The sequence below is a fragment of the Cellulosimicrobium sp. Marseille-Q4280 genome, assembly GCF_943181405.1.
Lineage (GTDB): Bacteria > Actinomycetota > Actinomycetes > Actinomycetales > Cellulomonadaceae > Cellulosimicrobium.
The window spans coordinates 363,783-382,525 of sequence record NZ_CALPBY010000001.1 but is presented as its reverse complement, the minus strand read 5'-3'; the positions used below and the strand labels follow the sequence as shown (position 1 = coordinate 382,525).

16 protein-coding genes and 1 other RNA gene are annotated in these 18,743 nt (G+C 73.0%); 8 read left to right on the top strand and 9 right to left on the bottom strand.

What is annotated here, in order from left to right; translation table 11 throughout:
- The first annotated feature begins 151 nt into the window (after positions 1 to 151).
- From NFS20_RS01690 to NFS20_RS01665, 6 genes are all read left to right on the top strand, one after another.
- Entirely contained in the window at positions 152 to 2,644 is a 2,493-nt protein-coding gene (locus NFS20_RS01690; RefSeq protein ID WP_251150011.1) for a beta-glucosidase family protein, read from the top strand.
- Positions 2,645 to 2,730: 86 nt separating this feature from the next.
- The gene (locus tag NFS20_RS01685) at positions 2,731 to 4,401 is read left to right on the top strand and encodes an ABC transporter substrate-binding protein (protein ID WP_251150010.1); all 1,671 of its coding nucleotides are present in this window, start codon (positions 2,731 to 2,733) and stop codon (positions 4,399 to 4,401) included.
- 137 nt (positions 4,402 to 4,538) lie between these two features.
- Positions 4,539 to 5,402 (top strand): ABC transporter ATP-binding protein, encoded by an 864-nt coding sequence (locus tag NFS20_RS01680; protein WP_251150009.1) that lies wholly within the window; start codon positions 4,539 to 4,541, stop codon positions 5,400 to 5,402.
- A complete protein-coding gene (locus NFS20_RS01675; RefSeq protein WP_251150008.1) occupies positions 5,399 to 6,214 on the top strand; it encodes an ABC transporter ATP-binding protein in 816 nt (271 codons plus the stop codon). Before NFS20_RS01680 ends, NFS20_RS01675 begins: the two co-directional genes overlap by 4 nt.
- On the top strand, positions 6,211 to 7,194 hold the full coding sequence (locus NFS20_RS01670) for an ABC transporter permease (RefSeq protein ID WP_251150007.1): 984 nt from the start codon (positions 6,211 to 6,213) through the stop codon (positions 7,192 to 7,194). The genes NFS20_RS01675 and NFS20_RS01670 overlap by 4 nt, the downstream gene beginning before the upstream one ends.
- Before the next feature lie 177 nt (positions 7,195 to 7,371).
- Positions 7,372 to 8,397 carry an ABC transporter permease gene (locus tag NFS20_RS01665; RefSeq protein ID WP_251150569.1) on the top strand — a complete coding sequence of 342 codons (1,026 nt, stop codon included), beginning with the start codon at positions 7,372 to 7,374 and terminating at the stop codon, positions 8,395 to 8,397.
- 189 nt (positions 8,398 to 8,586) lie between these two features.
- Here the strand turns inward: NFS20_RS01665 and NFS20_RS01660 are convergent, their stop codons facing one another.
- On the bottom strand, positions 8,587 to 9,399 hold the full coding sequence (locus tag NFS20_RS01660) for a TSUP family transporter (protein ID WP_502800765.1): 813 nt from the start codon (positions 9,397 to 9,399) through the stop codon (positions 8,587 to 8,589).
- 83 nt (positions 9,400 to 9,482) lie between these two features.
- Here NFS20_RS01660 and NFS20_RS01655 point away from each other — a divergent pair, with 83 nt between their 5' ends.
- Positions 9,483 to 9,848 (top strand): ArsR/SmtB family transcription factor, encoded by a 366-nt coding sequence (locus NFS20_RS01655; protein ID WP_251150006.1) that lies wholly within the window; start codon positions 9,483 to 9,485, stop codon positions 9,846 to 9,848.
- Positions 9,845 to 10,390 (top strand): SRPBCC family protein, encoded by a 546-nt coding sequence (locus NFS20_RS01650; RefSeq protein WP_251150005.1) that lies wholly within the window; start codon positions 9,845 to 9,847, stop codon positions 10,388 to 10,390. The genes NFS20_RS01655 and NFS20_RS01650 overlap by 4 nt, the downstream gene beginning before the upstream one ends.
- A 9-nt stretch (positions 10,391 to 10,399) precedes the next feature.
- Here the strand turns inward: NFS20_RS01650 and NFS20_RS01645 are convergent, their stop codons facing one another.
- From NFS20_RS01645 to ffs, 8 genes are all read right to left on the bottom strand, one after another.
- Positions 10,400 to 10,969, bottom strand: coding sequence for a DUF5063 domain-containing protein (locus tag NFS20_RS01645; protein ID WP_251150004.1), 570 nt, complete (start codon positions 10,967 to 10,969; stop codon positions 10,400 to 10,402).
- A gap of 14 nt (positions 10,970 to 10,983) precedes the next feature.
- Entirely contained in the window at positions 10,984 to 11,583 is a 600-nt protein-coding gene (recR, locus tag NFS20_RS01640) for a recombination mediator RecR (protein ID WP_251150003.1), read from the bottom strand.
- 9 nt (positions 11,584 to 11,592) lie between these two features.
- Entirely contained in the window at positions 11,593 to 12,021 is a 429-nt protein-coding gene (locus NFS20_RS01635; protein ID WP_251150002.1) for a VOC family protein, read from the bottom strand.
- Between the two features lie 2 nt (positions 12,022 to 12,023).
- On the bottom strand, positions 12,024 to 15,065 hold the full coding sequence (locus NFS20_RS01630) for a DNA polymerase III subunit gamma and tau (RefSeq protein WP_251150001.1): 3,042 nt from the start codon (positions 15,063 to 15,065) through the stop codon (positions 12,024 to 12,026).
- A 135-nt stretch (positions 15,066 to 15,200) separates the two neighbouring features.
- Complete coding sequence (locus NFS20_RS01625; RefSeq protein ID WP_251150000.1) at positions 15,201 to 15,863, bottom strand: methionine ABC transporter permease; 663 nt, start codon at positions 15,861 to 15,863, stop codon at positions 15,201 to 15,203.
- Complete coding sequence (locus tag NFS20_RS01620; RefSeq protein ID WP_502800764.1) at positions 15,863 to 17,080, bottom strand: methionine ABC transporter ATP-binding protein; 1,218 nt, start codon at positions 17,078 to 17,080, stop codon at positions 15,863 to 15,865. Before NFS20_RS01620 ends, NFS20_RS01625 begins: the two co-directional genes overlap by 1 nt.
- Before the next feature lie 160 nt (positions 17,081 to 17,240).
- Positions 17,241 to 18,161 carry a MetQ/NlpA family ABC transporter substrate-binding protein gene (locus NFS20_RS01615; RefSeq protein WP_251149999.1) on the bottom strand — a complete coding sequence of 307 codons (921 nt, stop codon included), beginning with the start codon at positions 18,159 to 18,161 and terminating at the stop codon, positions 17,241 to 17,243.
- 416 nt (positions 18,162 to 18,577) lie between these two features.
- Positions 18,578 to 18,674: signal recognition particle sRNA small type (gene ffs / locus NFS20_RS01610), an RNA gene on the bottom strand.
- Between the last annotated feature and the right edge of the window lie 69 nt (positions 18,675 to 18,743).

Here is an 18,743-nt window from a genome sequence, read left to right as displayed (position 1 = left end):
ATCCTACGCATGCCCAGACGCTTCCTGCAGCACGCTGTCGGCGTCATCCGTCGAACAAATGCCCGCTGACCTGCGGAGACGCAGATTCTTGCCAACTTACTAACTGCACGGTAAGTTCATCGCCACAGCCGCTCGACGACGAGGAGCCTTCGTGACACCGCAGTCCCGCCCGGGAGCCGACGCCTCCCCGGAGCTCGACGACCTGCGCACCCGTGCGCAGCGTCTGCCGCTCCGCGAGAAGGTCCGGCTCCTCACCGGGCAGTCGATGTGGCGCACGCACGGCCACGACGGACTGGCGCTGCGCCCGGTCGTCCTGTCCGACGGCCCCGTCGGCGTCCGCGGCACGAGCGAGGTCGAGGGCGAGACCTCGATCCTGTTCCCCTCCCCCAGCGCGATCAGCGCGACGTGGGACCGCGACGTCGCGCACGAGACCGGCCGGGCCTTCGCCCGCGAGGCGCGCACCCACGGCGTCGACGTCGTGCTCGCCCCCCAGGTCAACATCCAGCGCACACCCGTGGGCGGCCGGCACTTCGAGTGCTACGCCGAGGACCCGTTCCTCACGGCGGAGATCGGCACGGGTGTCGTGCGCGGCCTCCAGGACGAGGGCGTCGCGGCGTGCGTCAAGCACTACGTCGCCAACGACTCCGAGACGGACCGCACGAGCTACGTCGCGCACGTCGACCCGCGCACGCTGCGCGAGGTCTACCTCGCCCCGTTCGAGGCGGCGGTCGACGCCGGCGCGTGGTCGGTCATGGCGGCGTACAACCAGGTGGACGACGACACCGAGACGGCGCCGATGACGGCCCACCGGCACCTCGTCACCGACGTCCTCAAGCGCGAGCTCGGGTTCGACGGCGCGGTCGTCTCGGACTGGGTCGCGACGCACACCACCGCGGAGTCGGCGAACGGCGGGCTCGACCTCGTCATGCCGGGTCCCGGCGGGCCCTGGGAGGACCGGCTCGTGCGCGCCGTCGAGGACGGCCTCGTGCCCGAGGCGGAGATCGACGACAAGGTCGCGCGCCTCCTCCTCCTCGCCCGCCGGGTGGGCGCGCTCGACGAGCCGGCCCGTCCCCTGACGTACGACGGCGACCTGCGCGAGCTCGTGCGCCGCACCGCCGCGCGCGGCACGGTCGTCCTGCGGTCCGACGCCGAGAACCCCGTCTGGGACCGACCCCCGCCGCGCTCGATCGCGCTCGCCGGCCCCAACGCGGTGCGTCCGCACGTGCTCGGCGGGGGCAGCTCGACGGTCGTCCCGACGCACGTCGTCACCCCGGCCGAGGGACTCGCCGCCCGCTGGCCCGACGCGTCGCTCACCGTGTCCCGCGGGGGCGACGCGCGCCGTCTGGCACCGCGCCTCGACCTGACCGCACGGTCCCTCCCCGACCAGGCCCTCCAGGTCACGTGGCTCGACGCCGAGGGCGCGACGTTGCGCAAGGAGGTCCTCGCGCACTGGGACGGCTTCCTGCGCGACCTGCCGGACACGGTCGACACCGTCGTGCTCGAGGCGGACGTCCTGCTCGACGAGCCGGGCGACCACACGCTCGAGGTCGGCACCGTGCCCGGTCACACGATCGAGGTCGACGGCGTCGTCGTCGCGCACGACCCGCACCGCTCGGGCGTCGAGGTCATCCTCGACTCCTCGATCAACAACCCGGTCGGCGTCCCGGCGCTCGTGCACGTCGACGCCCCGCGCTGCGTCCGCGTCACCGCGTCGCTCCTCGTCACCCGCGCACAGGGCTACGGCAACATGGTGCGCGCCGAGCTGCGGCACCGCGTCCCGGCCCCGTCCGTCGAGCAGGAGATCGCCGAGGCGGTCGACGCCGCCCGCGCGGCGGACCTCACCGTCGTCGTCGTCGGGACGAACGAGGAGGTCGAGTCGGAGGGCTGGGACCGGACCTCGCTCGCGCTGCCCGGCCGTCAGGACGAGCTCGTCGAGCGCGTGCTCGACGCCGACCCGGACGCGGTCGTCGTGGTCAACGCCGGCGCCCCCGTCCTCCTCCCGTGGCTCGACCGCGCGCGCACCGTGCTGTGGGTCTGGTTCCCGGGCCAGGAGGCCGGGCACTCGATCGCCGACGTCCTCGCGGGCGCCGTCGAGCCGACCGGACGCCTGCCGTGGACGCTCCCCGCGGACGCGGCCGACGTCCCGGTCCCCCACGCCGTCCCCGCCGGTGGCGTGGTCGAGTACACCGACGGCGTGCACGTCGGCCACCGCGCCTGGGTGCGCTCGGGCCGCGTGCCCGCGGCGCCCTTCGGGCACGGCCTCGGCTGGACCACCTGGTCCTACGACGAGGTCGCACCCGCGACCTGGACGCCCGACGGCGACGCCGCCGTCGTCGTCCGTGTCACCAACACCGGGACCCGACACGGTCGCGAGACCGTCCAGGTCTACCTCGAGGCCCCGGTCGCGCACCGCGACCGACCGTCGCGCTGGCTCGGCGGGTTCGCCTCCGTCGACGTCGCGGCGGGCGGGTCCGCCCACGTCACCGTGACCGTCCCGCGCCGGAGGTTCGAGGTGTGGGACACCGACAGCGAGCGCTGGGACCTGCCCGCCGGGACGTACCGGCTCCGGGTCGGGCGCTCGATCGACGACCTCCGCCTGGACACCGCGGTCCGGGCGCTGGAGAGCACCACCGGACGGGAGTAGCACCACCACCGGACCGCGGCACCACCCCTGCACCGCCCCCTTTCGTCCCGGCACCGGCCGGGCCGACGTTCTCGAAGGAGAGACTCATGAGGTTGAAGGCCTCCGCGATCGCGCTCGGCGTCGCGACTGCCCTCGTGCTCACCGGCTGCTCGGCGTCGTCCGGCGACGGCGACACCGACACGACCACCGGCGCCGGCGGCGCCGCCCTGACGATCGCCAAGCCCGACGGCGCGATCGCGACCGAGTCGAACAACCCGTGGATCGGGGACTCGTCGGCGCTCAAGCTCGGCTACGTCAACGCGATCTACGAGCCAGTGGGCTTCGTCAACGTCGTGAGCCCGAGCGACCCGGTCAAGCCGTGGCTCGCGTCGGAGATCGTGTGGTCCGACGACTACACGTCCGTCCAGCTCACCACGCAGAGCGACGTGACGTGGAACGACGGCGAGCCGCTCACCGCCGACGACATCGCGTTCTCCTACCAGATCCTCCTCGACACGCCGGAGCTCAACACCGCGGCGCTGCCGCTCGAGAGCGTCACGGTCGACGGCGACGTCGTCACGCTGACGTTCACGAGCTCGATGTACGCGAAGCAGGACAAGGTGCTGCACCGCTACGTCGTGCCGAAGCACGTGTGGGAGGGCGTCGCCGACCCGACGACGGAGGTCAACCCCGAGCCCGTCGGCACCGGCCCGTACACGCTCGAGAGCTTCAGCACGGAGAGCGTCGAGCTCACCGCGCGCGACGACTACTGGGGCGGCGAGCTCGCGGTCCCGACGCTGTACTACGTGTCGTACAACGACAACAGCGCCCTGACGACCGCGCTCGCCAACGGCGACGCCGACTGGGCGCAGGCGTTCCTCCCCAACGTGCAGTCGGCCTACGTCGAGAAGGACCCGGACCACAACGTCTACTGGGCCCCCGCCGGCCTCGGCGTCGACGCGATGTTCGTCAACACGACGAAGAAGCCGTTCAGCGACGTGGCGTTCCGCCAGGCGGTGAACATGGTGGTCGACCGCACGCAGCACCAGCAGATCGCGCGCGAGGACGGCGTGCCCCTGCTCACCTCGGTCACCGGCCTCCCCCAGCCCGCGGGCGACCCGTACATCGCCGAGGAGTTCCAGGGCGAGGAGTACGCGGTCGACGTGGACGGCGCCAAGAAGGTCCTCGAGGACGCCGGCTACACCCTCGACGGTGAGGCGCTCGTCGACCCGGACGGCGAGCCCGTCACGTTCGAGCTCACCGTCCCGCAGGGCTGGAACGACTACGTCACGGGCATCAGCCTCATCGCCGAGTCGGTCAAGGCGCTCGGCGTCGAGGCCACCGTCACGACGCCCGACTCCGACTCCTGGTGGGCCGCGAAGGGCACGGGCGACTTCGACGCGATCCTGCACTGGACCGAGACGGGCGCGACCCCGTACGACCTGTACAGCGACATGATGGACGGCCGCTGGCTCAAGCCGGTCGGGGAGGCCGCGGACTACAACTTCGGCCGCTACGACAACCCCGAGGCGACCGCCGCGCTCGACGAGTTCGCCAACGCGACGGACGACGCCACGCGCACCGCCGCGATCGAGAAGGTCCAGAAGATCTTCGTCGAGGACGTCCCGGCGATGCCGATCGGCACGCGCCCGTTCATCAGCGAGTTCAACACGCGGAACTACACGGGCTGGCCGAGCGACGCCGACCCGTACACCAACGCGGACCCGACGCAGCCGTCGGCCGTGCTCATCCTCACCGAGCTCGAGCCGGTGGAGTGACGCACGACCCGTCGTGACCATCGCGCGGCGGGCGCGCTAGGGCCCCGGTCCTCGGCGCACCCGCCGCGTCACGGCGCAGCACCACGCACGCGTGCTCGCGCCCCGCACCGCCCGCACCCCACGAACAGGTTGGACGAGTGAACACCGATCCCCTGCTGACCGTCACGGACTTCAGCGTGGTCTACGACGTCGACCCCCCGGTCGAGGCCGTGTCCGACGTCTCCTTCACGCTGCACCGCGGCGAGATCCTCGGTCTCGCCGGCGAGTCCGGCTGCGGCAAGACCTCGCTCGCGTACGGCGTGCAGCGCCTCCTCAAGCCGCCCGCCGTCATCCCGTCGGGCCACGCGGTCTTCCACGACGAGTCCGGCGAGGACGTCGACATCGCCGCGCTGTCCGAGACCGCGCTGCGCCGGTTCCGCTGGGACAAGGCGTCGATGGTCTTCCAGGGCGCGATGAACGCGCTCAACCCGGTCACGAAGATCGGCAAGCAGCTCGGCGACGTCTTCGAGACCCACCGCCCCGGGATGAGCCGCGCCGAGCGGACGCGCGAGTGCGGCGACCTGCTCGACCTCGTCGGCGTGGGCCGCGAGCGCCTGCGCTCGTACCCGCACGAGCTGTCGGGCGGCATGCGCCAACGCGTGATGATCGCGATGGCGCTCGCCCTCAAGCCGCAGCTCATGATCATGGACGAGCCGACCACCGCGCTCGACGTGCTCGTGCAGCGCGAGATCCTCCAGCAGATCTCGGACCTGCGCAGGCAGTTCGGGTTCTCCGTCATCTTCATCACCCACGACCTGCCGCTGCTGCTCGAGATCTCCGACCGCATCGCCGTGATGCGACAGGGCCGCATCGTCGAGCTCGACACGGCGTCGAACATCTACCACCACGCGCAACACGAGTACACGCGCACGCTCCTCGGCTCGTTCCCCAGCCTCACGGGCGAGCGCGGCGGGTTCGTGCGCGGGCACCACGCCGGCGCGGCAGGAGGTGCGGTCGCATGACCACGCTCGAGCTCTCCCACGTCAGCAAGCGCTACCGCGTCCGCGGCGCGGGCGACATGCTCGCGCTCGACGACGTCAGCTTCACCCTCACCTCCGGGCGCACGGTCGCGCTCGTCGGGCAGAGCGGGAGCGGCAAGTCGACGATCGCGAAGATCCTCACCCAGCTGGAGCGCGCGACGTCGGGCAGCATCCTGCTCGACGGCTCGCCGATCCCCCAGCGGGGCCGGGCGCTGCGCCGCTACCGGCAGCAGGTGCGCATGGTCTTCCAGGACCCGTTCGCGTCGCTCAACCCGTCGCACACGATCCGGCACCACCTCGAGCGGCCGCTGCTCCTCGACCACGTGGTCCCGAAGGACGAGGTCGACGACGAGGTGCACCGCCTCCTCGAGCGCGTGCACCTCGACGCCGGGGTGGTCGAGCGCCGCCCGCACGAGCTGTCCGGCGGTCAGCGCCAGCGCGTCGCCATCGCACGCGCGCTTGCGTCGCGGCCGTCGCTGCTCATCGCCGACGAGCCCGTCTCGATGCTCGACGTCTCGATCCGTCTCGGCGTGCTCAACCTGCTCGCCGAGCTGCAGCGCGCGTCGAACCTCGGGGTCCTCTACATCACGCACGACCTCGCGACGGCGCGGCACTTCAGCGACGAGATCATGGTCCTGCACCACGGCGTCGTCGTGGAGCACGGCCCCGCCGACGACGTGATCCTCGACCCCCAGCACCCCTACACCCGCGCGCTGCGCGACGCCTCGCCGAACCCGGAGGTCCACTTCTCCGGTGCCGGGGCGGCGACCGACGCGTCGAGGAGCCGACCGTGAGATTCTTCGCCCGCCGCACCGCCTTCTACCTGTTCACCGCCTGGGCGGCCATCACCATCAACTTCTTCCTGCCCCGCATGATGAAGGGCGACCCGGTCTCCGCCTACCTGGCGAAGAACCAGGGCAAGGTCAGCCCGGAGGCCGCGGCCTCGCTGCGCACGCTCTTCGGTCTCGACGAGGACAGGTCGCTGTTCCAGCAGTACGTCGACTACTGGGGGCTCATGCTCTCCGGCGACCTCGGGCGCTCGTTCTCCAAGGGCCTCGCTCCCGTCGGGGACGTCATCGCGGTCGCCCTGCCCTGGACGCTCGGCCTGGTCGGCATCGCGACGATCATCAGCTTCTTCCTCGGCAGCGCCCTGGGCGCGGTCGTCGGCTGGCGCCGCGGCAGCCGTGCGGACGCGATCGTCCCGGTCGCGACGTTCATGTCGACCGTCCCGTACTTCTGGATGGGCCTCATCGCGATCGCCGTCTTCTCCAGCGCGCTCGGCTGGTTCCCCGCGTCCCACGCGTACAGCAAGGGCGCGAGCCCGGAGTGGTCGTTCGAGTTCGCGTGGGACGTGATCCAGCACGGCACGCTGCCCGCGCTGACGATCGTCGTCGCGTCGCTCGGCGGCTGGGTCCTCGGGATGCGCAACATGCTCATCACCGTGCTCGACGAGGACTACGTGACCGTGGCGCAGGCCAAGGGCCTGAGCCCGCGCCGCGTCCTGTCCGGCTACGCATCGCGCAACGCCGTCCTGCCGCAGCTGTCGAGCTTCGCGCTGTCCCTCGGGTTCATCGTCGGCGGCACGCTCGTCATGGAGCTCGTCTTCTCCTACCCGGGTGTCGGCAAGCTCCTCCTCGACGCCACGAACGCGAAGGACTACCCGCTCATGCAGGGCCTGTTCCTCGTCATCACGCTGTCCGTCCTCGTGGCGAACATCCTGGCGGACGTCGCGCACGCCGCCCTCGACCCGCGCACCCGCGCGACGGAGGCCTGAGCCATGACGTCCACCTCGACCTCCACGAACGGCACGCCGTCCGCGCCGGACGCGCCGACCTCCGGGCCGACGTCGCCCGTCCGGACGACGACCGGTCCCACGTCGTCCGCCCCGGCGCCCACGGGGGCGAGCCCGCGTGCCCGCTCGCGCAGAGCCCGCCTCGGGCGCGGCTTCGCGATGTTCCGCAACGGCAAGTCGCTGACCGGGCTCGCGATCCTCGGGTTCTTCACCGTGCTGGCCGTGTTCGGCGACCTCATCGCGCCGTACGGGCCGCTCGACAAGGACTTCACGGCGCTCAAGCAGCCGCCGTCGGGCCAGCACTGGCTCGGCACGACGCACATGGGCGAGGACGTGCTCAGCCAGATCATCTACGGCACGCGCGGCGTGCTCGTGGTGGGGTTCGTGTCCGGCATCATCGCGACGCTGGTCGCCGTGGTGGTCGGCGTCACGGCCGGGTACGTGGCCGGCTGGCGCTCCGAGTCGCTGTCCGCGCTGACGAACGTCTTCCTCGTGCTCCCCGGCCTGCCGCTGATGATCATCGTCGCGTCGCAGTACGAGAACCCGAGCCTGCTCCTCATCTCGACCGTGCTCGCCATCACGGGCTGGGCGTGGGGCGGTCGCGTGCTGCGCGCCCAGACCATGTCGCTGCGCAACCGCGACTTCATCCAGGCGGCGCGGGCCAACGGCGAGCCGATCCACCGGATCATCGCCGTCGAGATGCTCCCGAACCTCACGGCCATCATCGCGTCGAGCTTCGTCGGCACGGTGACCGCCGCGGTGCTGGGCCTGACGACGCTCGCGTTCATCGGCGTCATCCCCATCACCAACCTCAACTGGGGCACGATCCTCTTCTGGGCGCAGCAGAACGGCGCGTTCCCCGACTACTGGTGGTGGTACGTCCCCGCCGGCCTGTGCATCGCGCTGCTCGGCATGGCGCTGTCGCTCGTCAACTTCGGCATCGACGAGTACGTCAACCCGCGCCTGCGCTCGGCGGGCGAGCGCGCCCGCGCGGCGCGCAGGAAGGGCTACAAGGTCACGAGCGGCGTGACGACCGTGAGCGACCGGCCCGATCTCCTCGACCGGAGCGTGGCGCCACCGCTGCCGGACTCCCCCGCGCCGGACGGCGTGGACACGTCGCAGGTCGCGACCGAGGGGGAGGACGAGGAGACCATCGCGACGGGATGGCCGCACCGCTCGGTGTGACCGCCCTGCGCGAGAGCAGGCGGGGGGCCGCTCAGCACCCCCGCCGACGACGGCCCCGACCCGGGCACGCCTGACGTGCAGCACGCCCCTGCTGCACGACGGCCGCCGGGTCGGGGCCCGCGTCGTCCCTCCCGCGTCGTCCCACTCGCGTCGTCCCGCTCGAGTCGACCCGCCGCTGAGGGCGAGCGTTCAGACCAGGTCGCGCACGACGTCGGACCCGAGCTTGAGGATCAGCGCACCGACCACGACGACGAAGACGACGCGGACGAACCCGCTCCCCTTCGCGACCGCCATGCGCGCGCCGACGTACGCGCCGAGCAGGTTCGCCGCGCCCATCAGGAGGCCGAGCCCCCACAGGACCGCGCCGTACGGGACGAAGAAGATCAGCGCGCCCGCATTGGTCGCGAAGTTCGCGATCTTCGCGAGCGCGGACGCCGGCAGGAACGCGTACCCCAGGATGCTCACGAGCGAGATGACGAAGAAGGTGCCCGTCCCAGGACCGAGCAGGCCGTCGTAGGTGCCGATGACGAGCCCGATGCCCGCCGCGGCCCACCGGTGGCCGTTGCCCTCCCAGCGCAGGTTCGTCGCGTGGCCCAGCTTCGGCTTCGCGATCGTGTAGGTGGCGACGGCCACGAGCACGACGAGGATGATCGGCGTGAACAGGTCGGCCGGGATCCGGGACGCGAGCGCCGCTCCCCCGATCGCGCCCACCAGGGCGGCGAGCGCCATCGGGCCGGCGGTGCGCAGGTCGGGACCCACGCGCCGGTAGAACGTCGCCGCGCTGACCGACGTGCCCATGATGCTCGCGAGCTTGTTCGTCGCGAGCGCCTGGACCGGGCTGATGCCCGGGACGAGCAGCAGCGCGGGGAGCTGGATCAGCCCGCCCCCGCCGACCACGGCGTCGATCCATCCCGCCGTGAGCGCGGCGAGCACGAGGAGGGCGATCGTCAGGCCGTCGATCTCGAGCCCGCCGGTGGACGGGAGGACGAAGGCTGGCAGCACCCACTAGTGGTACCACGGCGTCAGCGTCCTCCGTGTCCACCGGGTCCACTGACAACGCGTAACCGATCGGTTACGCTTCGTGGGTGGACGCGTTCGAGGCCCTGTCCGACCCGGTCCGTCGGGATCTCCTCCTCGCGCTGCGCCGCGGAGACCTGTCGGCCGGCGACCTCGCGGCCTCGCAGCCCGGTGTCTCCCGGCCGGGGGTGAGCCGGCACCTGCGGGTCCTGCGCGAGGCCGGGCTCGTCGCCGTCGTGCCCGACGGGAGGCGTCGCGTCTACTCGCTGCGCCCCGACGCCCTCGCCCCCGTGAGCGCGATCGTCGCGGCCCTCGCCGGCGTCGTGCCACCCGTCCCTGCCCGAGCCCTCGACGGCCTCGACCTCGAGGTCCGCCGCACCACCCGAGAGCGCCGCGCCGAGCCGGGCGCGGGCCGACACGAGGAGATCGCATGAGCGACCCGACGACCCCGACCCCCTCCGCCCCCACGGGCCCCGTGCCGCACGGGACGGTCGAGCACGGGCCGGCGGGCCCCGAGCTCGTCGTCACGCGCACGTTCCGCGCCCCCGCCGCCGACGTGTGGGCGAGCCTCACCGAGCCGGAGCGGCTCGCCCGGTGGATCGGGTACTGGGAGGGCGACCCCTCGACGGGCCGCGTCCAGTTCTTCATGACCGCCGAGGGGGACGACCCCGAGCCCGAGGAGTACCGCATCACGCGGTGCGAGCCCCCGCACCGGTTCGCCGGGGACACCGCCATGGGGGACCAGACCTGGCACCTCGCGTTCGACCTCGCCGAGGAGGACGGCGTCACGACGCTGACGTTCCGCCAGGTGCTCGGCCCGTCCGACGACGCCCGGAACGTCGGCCCGGGGTGGGAGTACTACCTCGAGCGGCTCACCGCGGTGCGCGAAGGGCGGGACGTCGCGACCGTCGAGTGGGAGCCCTACCTCGCCGGTCTGGCCGACCACTACGAGCAGGCCCAGGCGAACGCCTCCTGAGCCGGTCGGTCAGGACTGCAGGGCGTCGTACTCCGCCTCTGCCGCGACGTCGTCCTCGACGTCGAGCCGCAGGTGGGCGAGGGCGCTCTGCAGGACGCGCAGGCCGCTCGCGGCGCGCTCGCCCCACAGCGACACGTAGGAGAACTGCCACCACCACAGCCCTTCGAGCTCGCGTCCCGCCTCGAAGTGCTGCAAGCCCTTCGCGAGGCACTCGGCGACGCACGCCAGGTCGCCGGACAACGACGCCGCCCCGACGTCGGCGCCGACGAGCGGGTCCGTGATCTCGACGTAGTCGTCGAAGCCGTCGAACAGCCGGGACAGCGCGGTGCGCAGCGGGTCGAGGTCGGTGTCCGGGCCGGCGTCCGGCTCGAACCGCTCGACGGGCACGACGTCGCCCATCGCCCCGAGCCGTGCGCCGACGGCCAGGACGTCGGACAGCGCGAGGAGCAGCAGCGGGAGCACCGCCCCCGGGGTCGCGCCGGCGGCGACCTGTGCCGTCGTCGTGAGGTACGCGCGGGCCTCCGCGGCCGTCTCCTCGGCGATCTCGCGCAGCTCCGGGTCGTGCTGGATCTCGCCCATGCCGGTCCCTTCCGTCAGCCGCCGATCAGGCGACGTCCCTCGAACGCCCGCCCGAGGGTCACCTCGTCGGCGTACTCCAAGTCTCCCCCGACAGGTAGTCCGGAGGCGAGGCGAGTCACGCGCAGACCCATCGGGCCGAGCATGCGCGCGAGGTAGGTCGCGGTGGCCTCGCCCTCGACGTTCGGGTCGGTCGCGAGGATGACCTCCGTGACCTGCCCGTCCGCGAGGCGCGTCATGAGCTGCGCGATCCGCAGGTCACCCGGTCCGACGTTCTCGATCGGGTTGATGGCGCCGCCGAGCACGTGGTACTTCCCGCGGAACTCGCGCGTGCGCTCGATCGCGACGACGTCCTTGGGCTCCTCGACGACGCAGATCACGTCGACCGAGCGCCGCGGGTCGGCGCAGATGCGGCACTGCTCGGACTCGGCGACGTTCCCGCACGTGTCGCAGAACCGGACGCGCGCCTTGACCTCGGTGAGCGCGTCGACGAGGCGCCGCACGTCCACGGCGTCGGTCGCGAGGAGGTGGAACGCGATGCGCTGCGCGCTCTTGGGCCCGACGCCGGGGAGTCGGCCGAGCTCGTCGATCAGGTCCTGGACAGCGCCTTCGTACACTCCCCCAGCCTACGGGGCGTCGCCGACGTGCCCGGCCGCCGCTCCGGACGTCGCGACGAGCTCGACCTCGAAGCCGTCCGTGTCCTCGAGATAGGCGGCGTAGTGGTCGGGACCGCCCGCGAACGGATGCCGGTCGCCGAAGAGCAGCGCCCACCCGTGCTCGCCCGCCGCTGCCACGAGAGCGTCGACGTCGCTGCGCGAGCCGGTGTCGAAGGCCAGATGGTTGAGGCCGGGCAGCGTGCGGTCGTGCTCGTCCGCAGCCAGGGCGGGGCTCTGCTCGACGACCACGTACGTCGGACCGAGCCGCCAGCTCCGGCCGCCTTCCCAGCGCTGGTAGGGCACGTAGCCGAGCGCGGTCAACAGCCATCCCCAGGACCGCTCCGCGCGGGAGAGGTCGGGAACCCACAGCTCGACGTGGTGCAGCGCACCGCGCGGCACGGTCAGGCGCCCGGGTCCTGGATCTCCTCGACGATCTTGCCGTCGAGGAGCCGCACGACGAGCTGCGCGCCGACCAGACCCGTGGAGACGATGTCCGGGTCGTCGGCGGAGGGCGCGTCGTCCTCCGGTGCGACGCGCACGGGCGTCGTCGCCCGGACGGAGGCACGGCGCTCCGCCTCGCGGCGCTCCGCGGCCTGCCGGGGCGTCTCCCCCGCCGCGGGCGCCGGTGCGGGCCGCTGGCGTTCCTGCTCGACGACCGGCTCCGGCTCCGGGCCGTCGTCGAGGTCCGCGGGTGGCTCGGACAGCGACGCACCGGCCAGCCACGCCTCGTCGGCAGCATCGACCGCGCCGCCCGAGGGACCAGGCCGGTCGTCCGCGACGGCGGTGCGCGCCGTCGTACCGGGTGAGGGCGCGGCTCCGCGCGACGGCGCTGCGCCGAGCGAGGACGGGTCGACGGATCCAGCGGCATCCGACGGCGCCGTCACGGCGATCGTCGCCGGTGCGCCCGCGAGCCATGCCGCGTCGGCCGCGTCGATCACCGTGGCCCGAGGTGACGGGGACGACTCCTGGTGGACCGGTCGCTCCTGCAGCGCCACGGCTCCGCCGCGCGAGGCGTCCAGCACCGCGCTGCTGGAGCCCACCGGCGAGCTCGCGAGCACCGGGGCGGCGCTCGCCCGCGCGGGAGAGGACACGCCGGCCGGTGGTGCGACGTCGTCGCCCGGCGAGGTGTTCGCAGGGACCGCGTCGTCAGCGGGCCACGACGCGGGCTCGACATCTGCGCCCGGGTCCGGCACCGCGGCACCCCCCGGATCCCCGGGTCCGGCGACGGGGGCCGAGCCGCCCCCGCCCCCGCCTCCGCCCCCTCCGTGACCCTGGCCATGACCGTCCTCGGCGAGGCGCGCCTCGACCCGCAGCTGGAGACCGAGCGTCTGGTAGACGGCGTCCTGGACGGCCGCCGTGTGCCGCGAGGACGAGAACGTCCGGGCGAGCCCCGGCGACGGGAACGCCAGGAACAGCACGTCCGGGTGCAGCTCCGCCACCTGCGCGTTCATGCTGACGAGCGACCACGTCGCGCGGCTCGAGCTCAGCGTCTCGAGCACCTCGGGCCAGCGCCGCCGCAGCTCCTCCGTCGTCATCGACGGTGCCCCGGACGCCACGCCCGACGGGACCGCGGTCGTCGTCTCCTCGCGCTGCCCGGCGGGCGCGGCCGCCTGCGCCGCGCTCGGCGACTCCGCCGGCTCTACCGGACCCGCTCCCGGCGACGCTCCGGTCGGCTCCTCGGCGGGAGGCTCCGCCCGTCCTTCCGCCCGGTCCTCCGTCGGCTCGGCGGCCGGCGCACCCGCGGGCTCGTCCGTCCGCTCCGCCGTCGGTTCCGCATCCGACGCCGACTCCTCGACGGCCGGGATGTGCGCGGCTCCGCGACCTGGTGCGCGCTCGGCCGGGACGCGCTCGGCATCGCCCTCCGGCGCCTGCGTCGTCGCCGTGCCCTCGCCCGTCGGCTGCGACGGCGCGGTGGCCTGCTCGACGGGGGTGGCCTGCTCGACGGCGTCGGTCTGCTCCACGGGGGTGGCCTGCGCGACGGAGCCGGGCTGCTCGACGGGGGTGGCCTGCGCGACGGGGCCGGGCTGCTCGACGGCAGCGGCCGGTGTCGGGCCGGCCGGGGCGGGGGCCGACGTCGCCGCAGCAGGCGGAGGCAGGGTTCCCCTGGCCGGGCGCAGCGCCGCACGGACGGCGGCGGCACCGGTGAGCCCGGGCTCCGGCGAGGAGACCGCCGGCCCGGACGCGGCGGCGTCGGGCACAGGACGCAGGGTGGCGACCGGCCCGGACACGACGGGGCCCGGTGCGGCGGGGACCGGGCCGGCGGGTGCCGCACCGAGGCCGCCGCGCTCGAGGCGGTCGAGGCGGGCGGCGAAGCCCGCGGCGCCGTCGTCGGCGCCGGGCAGGAGGAGCCGTGCGACGAGCAGCTCGAGGTGCAGCCGCGGGGACGTCGCGCCCGCCATCTCCGTGAGCGCTGCGTTGACGAGGTCGGCGGCGCGCGAGAGCTCGGACATCCCGAGGTTCTGGGCCTGGGTGCGCATGCGCGCGAGCTGGTCGGCGGGGTGGTCGCGCAGGACGGCCTGCGCCTCCTCGCCGGAGACGGCGATGACGATGAGGTCGCGCAGGCGCTCGAGGACGTCCTCGACGAAGCGGCGCGGCTCGTGCCCCGTCGCGATGACCTGGTCGACGACGCGGAAGATGCTCGCGCCGTCGCGCGCCGCGAGGGCGTCCACGACGTCGTCGAGCAGCGTGGCGTGCGTGTAGCCGAGCAGCGCGACGGCGCGCTCGTAGTCGACCTGGCCGTTCTCCGCGCCGGCGATGAGCTGGTCCATGACGGACAGCGAGTCGCGGACGCTGCCGCCGCCCGCGCGCGTGACGAGCGGGAAGACGCCCGACCCGACGCCCACGCCCTCCGCGGTGCAGAGCTCCTCGAGGTACGGGCCGAGCACGTCCGGCGGGACCAGACGGAAGGGGTAGTGGTGGGTGCGCGAGCGGATGGTGCCGATGACCTTGTCGGGCTCCGTCGTCGCGAAGACGAACTTGATGTGCTCCGGCGGCTCCTCGACGATCTTGAGCAGCGCGTTGAACCCGGCGGGCGAGACCATGTGCGCCTCGTCGATGATGAAGATCTTGTACCGGTCGCGCGTCGGGGCGAACGTCGCGCGCTCGCGCAGGTCGCGCGCGTCGTCGACGCCGCCGTGCGAGGCCGCGTCGATCTCGACGACGTCGAGGCTGCCCGGACCGCCGCGTGCGAGGTCGACGCACGACGGGCACACTCCGCACGGGGTGTCGATCGGGGTCTGGGGCGTGTTCTGCGCACAGTTGAGGGTGCGCGCGAGGATGCGCGCGCTGGTCGTCTTGCCGCAGCCGCGCGGGCCCGAGAAGAGGTACGCGTGGTTCACCCTGCCGCTGCGCAGCGCCTGCATGAGCGGCGCGGTCACGTGGTCCTGACCGATCACCTCGGCGAAGGTCTCGGGCCGGTAGCGGCGGTACAGGGCGGTGCTCACCCCGGCCACTCTAGACGTCGGCGCCGACAGGCACGAGGCCGCTACCGGCGCTCTGCCCCGAGATCGACCTGTACGTCGCGAGATCGACCTTCAGAGGGTCGATCTCGCGACGCAGGGGTCGATCTCGCGGGCTCGTCAGCGGTGCAGAGCCTTGCGCGCGAGCCAGTTCCCGAGGAGCTGCGCAAGCTGGACGATCGCGATGATGACGATCACGGTCACGACCACGACGCCCCAGTTGTACCGCTGGTAGCCGTACACGATCGCGAAGTTGCCCAGGCCGCCGCCGCCGATGATCCCGGCGATCGCCGACATGTCGAGCACCGCGATGAAGAGGAACGTGTACCCGAGGATGAGCGGGGCGAGTGCCTCGGGGACGAGCACCGTCGTGATGATGCGCCACGAGGACGCACCCATCGCGCGCGCCGCCTCGACGACCCCGGGGTCGATGCCCACGAGGTTCTGCTCGACGATGCGGCTCGTGCCGAACGCCGTCATCACCGACAGCGGGAAGATGAACGCCTCGGTGCCGAGCGTCGTCCCGACCACCTGGAGCGTCACCGGCCCGAGCAGCGTGACGAAGATGATGAAGGGGATCGGCCGCACGATGTTGACGAGGACGTTGAGGACACCGAACACCCAGCGGTTCTCGAGCACGTTGCCCTGGCGCGTCACGTAGAGCGCGATGCCGAGCGCCAGACCGGCGAGGCCGCCCGTGAGCAGCGCCACGGACACCATCTGGAGCGTCTGGCCGAAGGCCTCCCACAGGATCGGCCAGAGGGTGGACCAGTCGCGGTTCATCAGCGGCCTCCGAGGTTGCCGTGGCGGTAGAGGGTGTCGCGACCGGTGCCGTACGGGTCGCCGAGGTCGCCCCCGTCTCCGGGCGGCCCGTCGTCGTCACCGGCGTCACCGCGGCCGGCAGCGAGCCGCGCGACGCGCGGGTCCTCGAGCGGGTGCGCCGCCGTGCCGAGGTCCACGACGTCGGCACGCTCCGCGAGCGCGGTGAGGAACGGCGCGACACGGTCCTCCGGCGCGTCGAGCTCCACGGTCAACGAGCCGAACGGCCGCTCCCCCACCTCGGAGATGCCGCCGAAGACGACGGAACCGTCGACGTCGTGCTCGCGCAGCAGGCGGAACAGGTCGGTCCCCGTGCTCGCCCCCTCGCGCACGCCGACCGTGACGAGACGGCCGGGGTGGCGCTCGCGCAGGCGCGCGAGCGTCTCGCGGGAGGGCCGGTCGTGCAGGGCCGTGCCGACGAACCGCTGGGCCGCGTCGGCGCTGGGCGCGGAGAAGACGTCGTACACGTCGCCCGTCTCGACCACCTTGCCGTGCTCCATCACTGCGACGCGGTGGCACGTCGAGCGCACGACCTCCATCTCGTGGGTGATGACGACGATGGTGATCCCGAGCTCGGCGTTGACGCGCCGCAGGAGCGCGAGCACCTCGCGCGTGGTCTCCGGGTCGAGCGCGGACGTCGCCTCGTCGGCCAGGAGGATCGTGGGCGACGCCGCGAGCGCGCGGGCGATGCCCACGCGCTGCTTCTGGCCGCCGGAGAGCTGCCGCGGGTACGCCTTCGCCTTGTCGGAGAGCCCGACGAAGGCGAGCATCTCGGCGACGCGCGCCGCCCGCTGCTCGCGCGACCACCCGGCCACCTTGAGCGGGTAGGCGACGTTCCCGGCGACCGTGCGCGAGGACAGCAGGTTGAACTGCTGGAAGACCATGCCGATGCGCGAGCGCACCTCGCGCACACGCCGCTCGGGCAGGCCCGTGATCACCTGGCCGTCGACGACGACCTCGCCGCTCGTCACGGTCTCGAGGGCGTTGACGAGCCGCACGAGCGTGGACTTGCCGGCACCCGAGTACCCGATGACGCCGAAGATCTCTCCGCGCCGGACGGTCAGGGAGACGTCGTCGACGGCGTGGACGGCGTCGTCGCCCTCGCCGAAGGTCTTGCTCACGTGGCGCAGCTCGATCGCGGGCTGCTCGTCACCACCCGGGTCGCGGGGGCCGTCGGTCACGGTCGGGTCCTCTCGTCGGAGGCCGGGCCTCCGGGGTGCCGGTGCGGGGATCGGTCCGGGCCGCCTGGCCGGGGTGCGTGGTCCGTCTGCCATCGTCCTCCCCCGGGCCCGACGACGCGCGAGGGCGGGCGGTCGCCCGCCCACCCCCGCGTCGCTCGGGTCAGGAGGCGTTGCGGATGTCGTCCTCGATGCCGGCGAGGATCTCCTGCAGCTCGGTAGGCGAGTTCTCCTTGATGACGGCGGTGCCGCCGGACGCGGCGTCCTCGGCCTCGACGACCTCCGCCGAGTGGGAGATCTCGGCGAGCTTGAGCAGCGTCTCGTCGCCGGAGTCCTCGGCGCGCGCGACCCACACGTTGATGTAGGGCTTGGCGGCGTCGGAGTCGGGGTCGTCCTCGAAGAGCGCGTCCTCGGGCGTGAGGCCGGCGTCCTCGACGAAGTCGTTGTTGATGATCGACGCGTCGACGGACTGGAGCTGGATCGGGGTCTGCGCCGCGTCCACCGGGGTGACGGTCACCTTGGAGCTCGGCAGCACGTCCGCCTCGGTGGAGATCGAGCTCCCGCCGTCCTCGAGCTCGATCAGGCCCGCCTCCTGCAGCACGAGGAGCGCACGGGCGAGGTTCGTCGGGTCGTTCGGGACGGCCACCTGACCGCCGTCCGGGATCTCCTCGAGGGACGTGTGCTTGGTCGAGTAGAGCGCGAGCGGGTAGACGGCCGTCGCGCCGATCGGCTGGAGGTCGTCCCCGGCGTCCACGTTGTAGCCCGCGAGGAACTGCAGGTGCTGGAACTGGTTGACGTCGAGCTCGCCCTGGGACAGCGCCGGGTTCGCCTGCGTGTAGTCCTGGAGGTCGACCAGCTCGATCTCGATGCCCTCGGCCTCGGCCTGCTCCTGGAACACGGCCCACTTGTCGTCGGCCGCGCCGACCACGCCGACACGGATCGGGTCGTCCGAGCCGCCGGTGGAGGTGCTCGCGGAGTCGTCGCCGGAGGAGCACGCCGTCAGGGCCAGGGTGGACGCGACGGCGACCGCCGCCCAGGTCAGACGCTTGCGGGCGGTGGAGGACGATGTGGTGGAGAACGACATGGGATGCCCTTCGACGGGGTCGCGCGAGGTCGGCACGACGGGGTGCAGGGGTGCCTGCGGGATCGGGTGCGGGGTGCTTCCGACGGGCCATCAGCCACGTGGCGAGCGGTGGACCGGTCCGGGCGCGCGGGGCGACGGAGCAGGTCGGTCAGGTGCAGGGAGACCCTGCGGGGGACGACGGCGCGGGTGTCAGCAGCCGCACATTCGCCCGGCGCCCCGTGCGCGGCGACAACACGGCACCGCGACGCAGGACGCTGCGTGCGGGACCGGTGCGGCGACGGGGAGCGAGCTCATGTCGTTCATCATGGGCACGTGAGGCGCGTGGGCGCCAATCCCCGAGCCGGATCGTCCAAGATGTGGACGCCATTCTGGTCACATGATGGGAGCGACGTCGATCCGTGGTGCCGGCCGCAGACATGAAGGACCCCTCGCGCACCCACCAGAGCTCACCTACCCTTGCTGCCTTCCGGCCCTGGGGGAGTTCGGCGAGATGATGCCGCACGAGGGGTCTGCACCCAGCCTAGCCCAGGACCGGGCCTCGCCAGAAACCGGGCCGGGCGACCGCCGTCGGGCACCGTGCAG

What these genes read in the sequence shown, in the direction of transcription:
- NFS20_RS01625 (WP_251150000.1), bottom strand. Translation starts at nt 15,863, where the DNA reads ATGAACCGCGACTGGTCCACCCTCTGGCCGATCCTGTGGGAGGCCTTC.
- NFS20_RS01665 (WP_251150569.1), top strand. Translation starts at nt 7,372, where the DNA reads ATGTTCCGCAACGGCAAGTCGCTGACCGGGCTCGCGATCCTCGGGTTC.
- NFS20_RS01675 (WP_251150008.1), top strand. Translation starts at nt 5,399, where the DNA reads ATGACCACGCTCGAGCTCTCCCACGTCAGCAAGCGCTACCGCGTCCGC.
- NFS20_RS01645 (WP_251150004.1), bottom strand. Translation starts at nt 10,969, where the DNA reads ATGGGCGAGATCCAGCACGACCCGGAGCTGCGCGAGATCGCCGAGGAG.
- NFS20_RS01650 (WP_251150005.1), top strand. Translation starts at nt 9,845, where the DNA reads ATGAGCGACCCGACGACCCCGACCCCCTCCGCCCCCACGGGCCCCGTG.
- NFS20_RS01685 (WP_251150010.1), top strand. Translation starts at nt 2,731, where the DNA reads ATGAGGTTGAAGGCCTCCGCGATCGCGCTCGGCGTCGCGACTGCCCTC.
- NFS20_RS01615 (WP_251149999.1), bottom strand. Translation starts at nt 18,161, where the DNA reads ATGTCGTTCTCCACCACATCGTCCTCCACCGCCCGCAAGCGTCTGACC.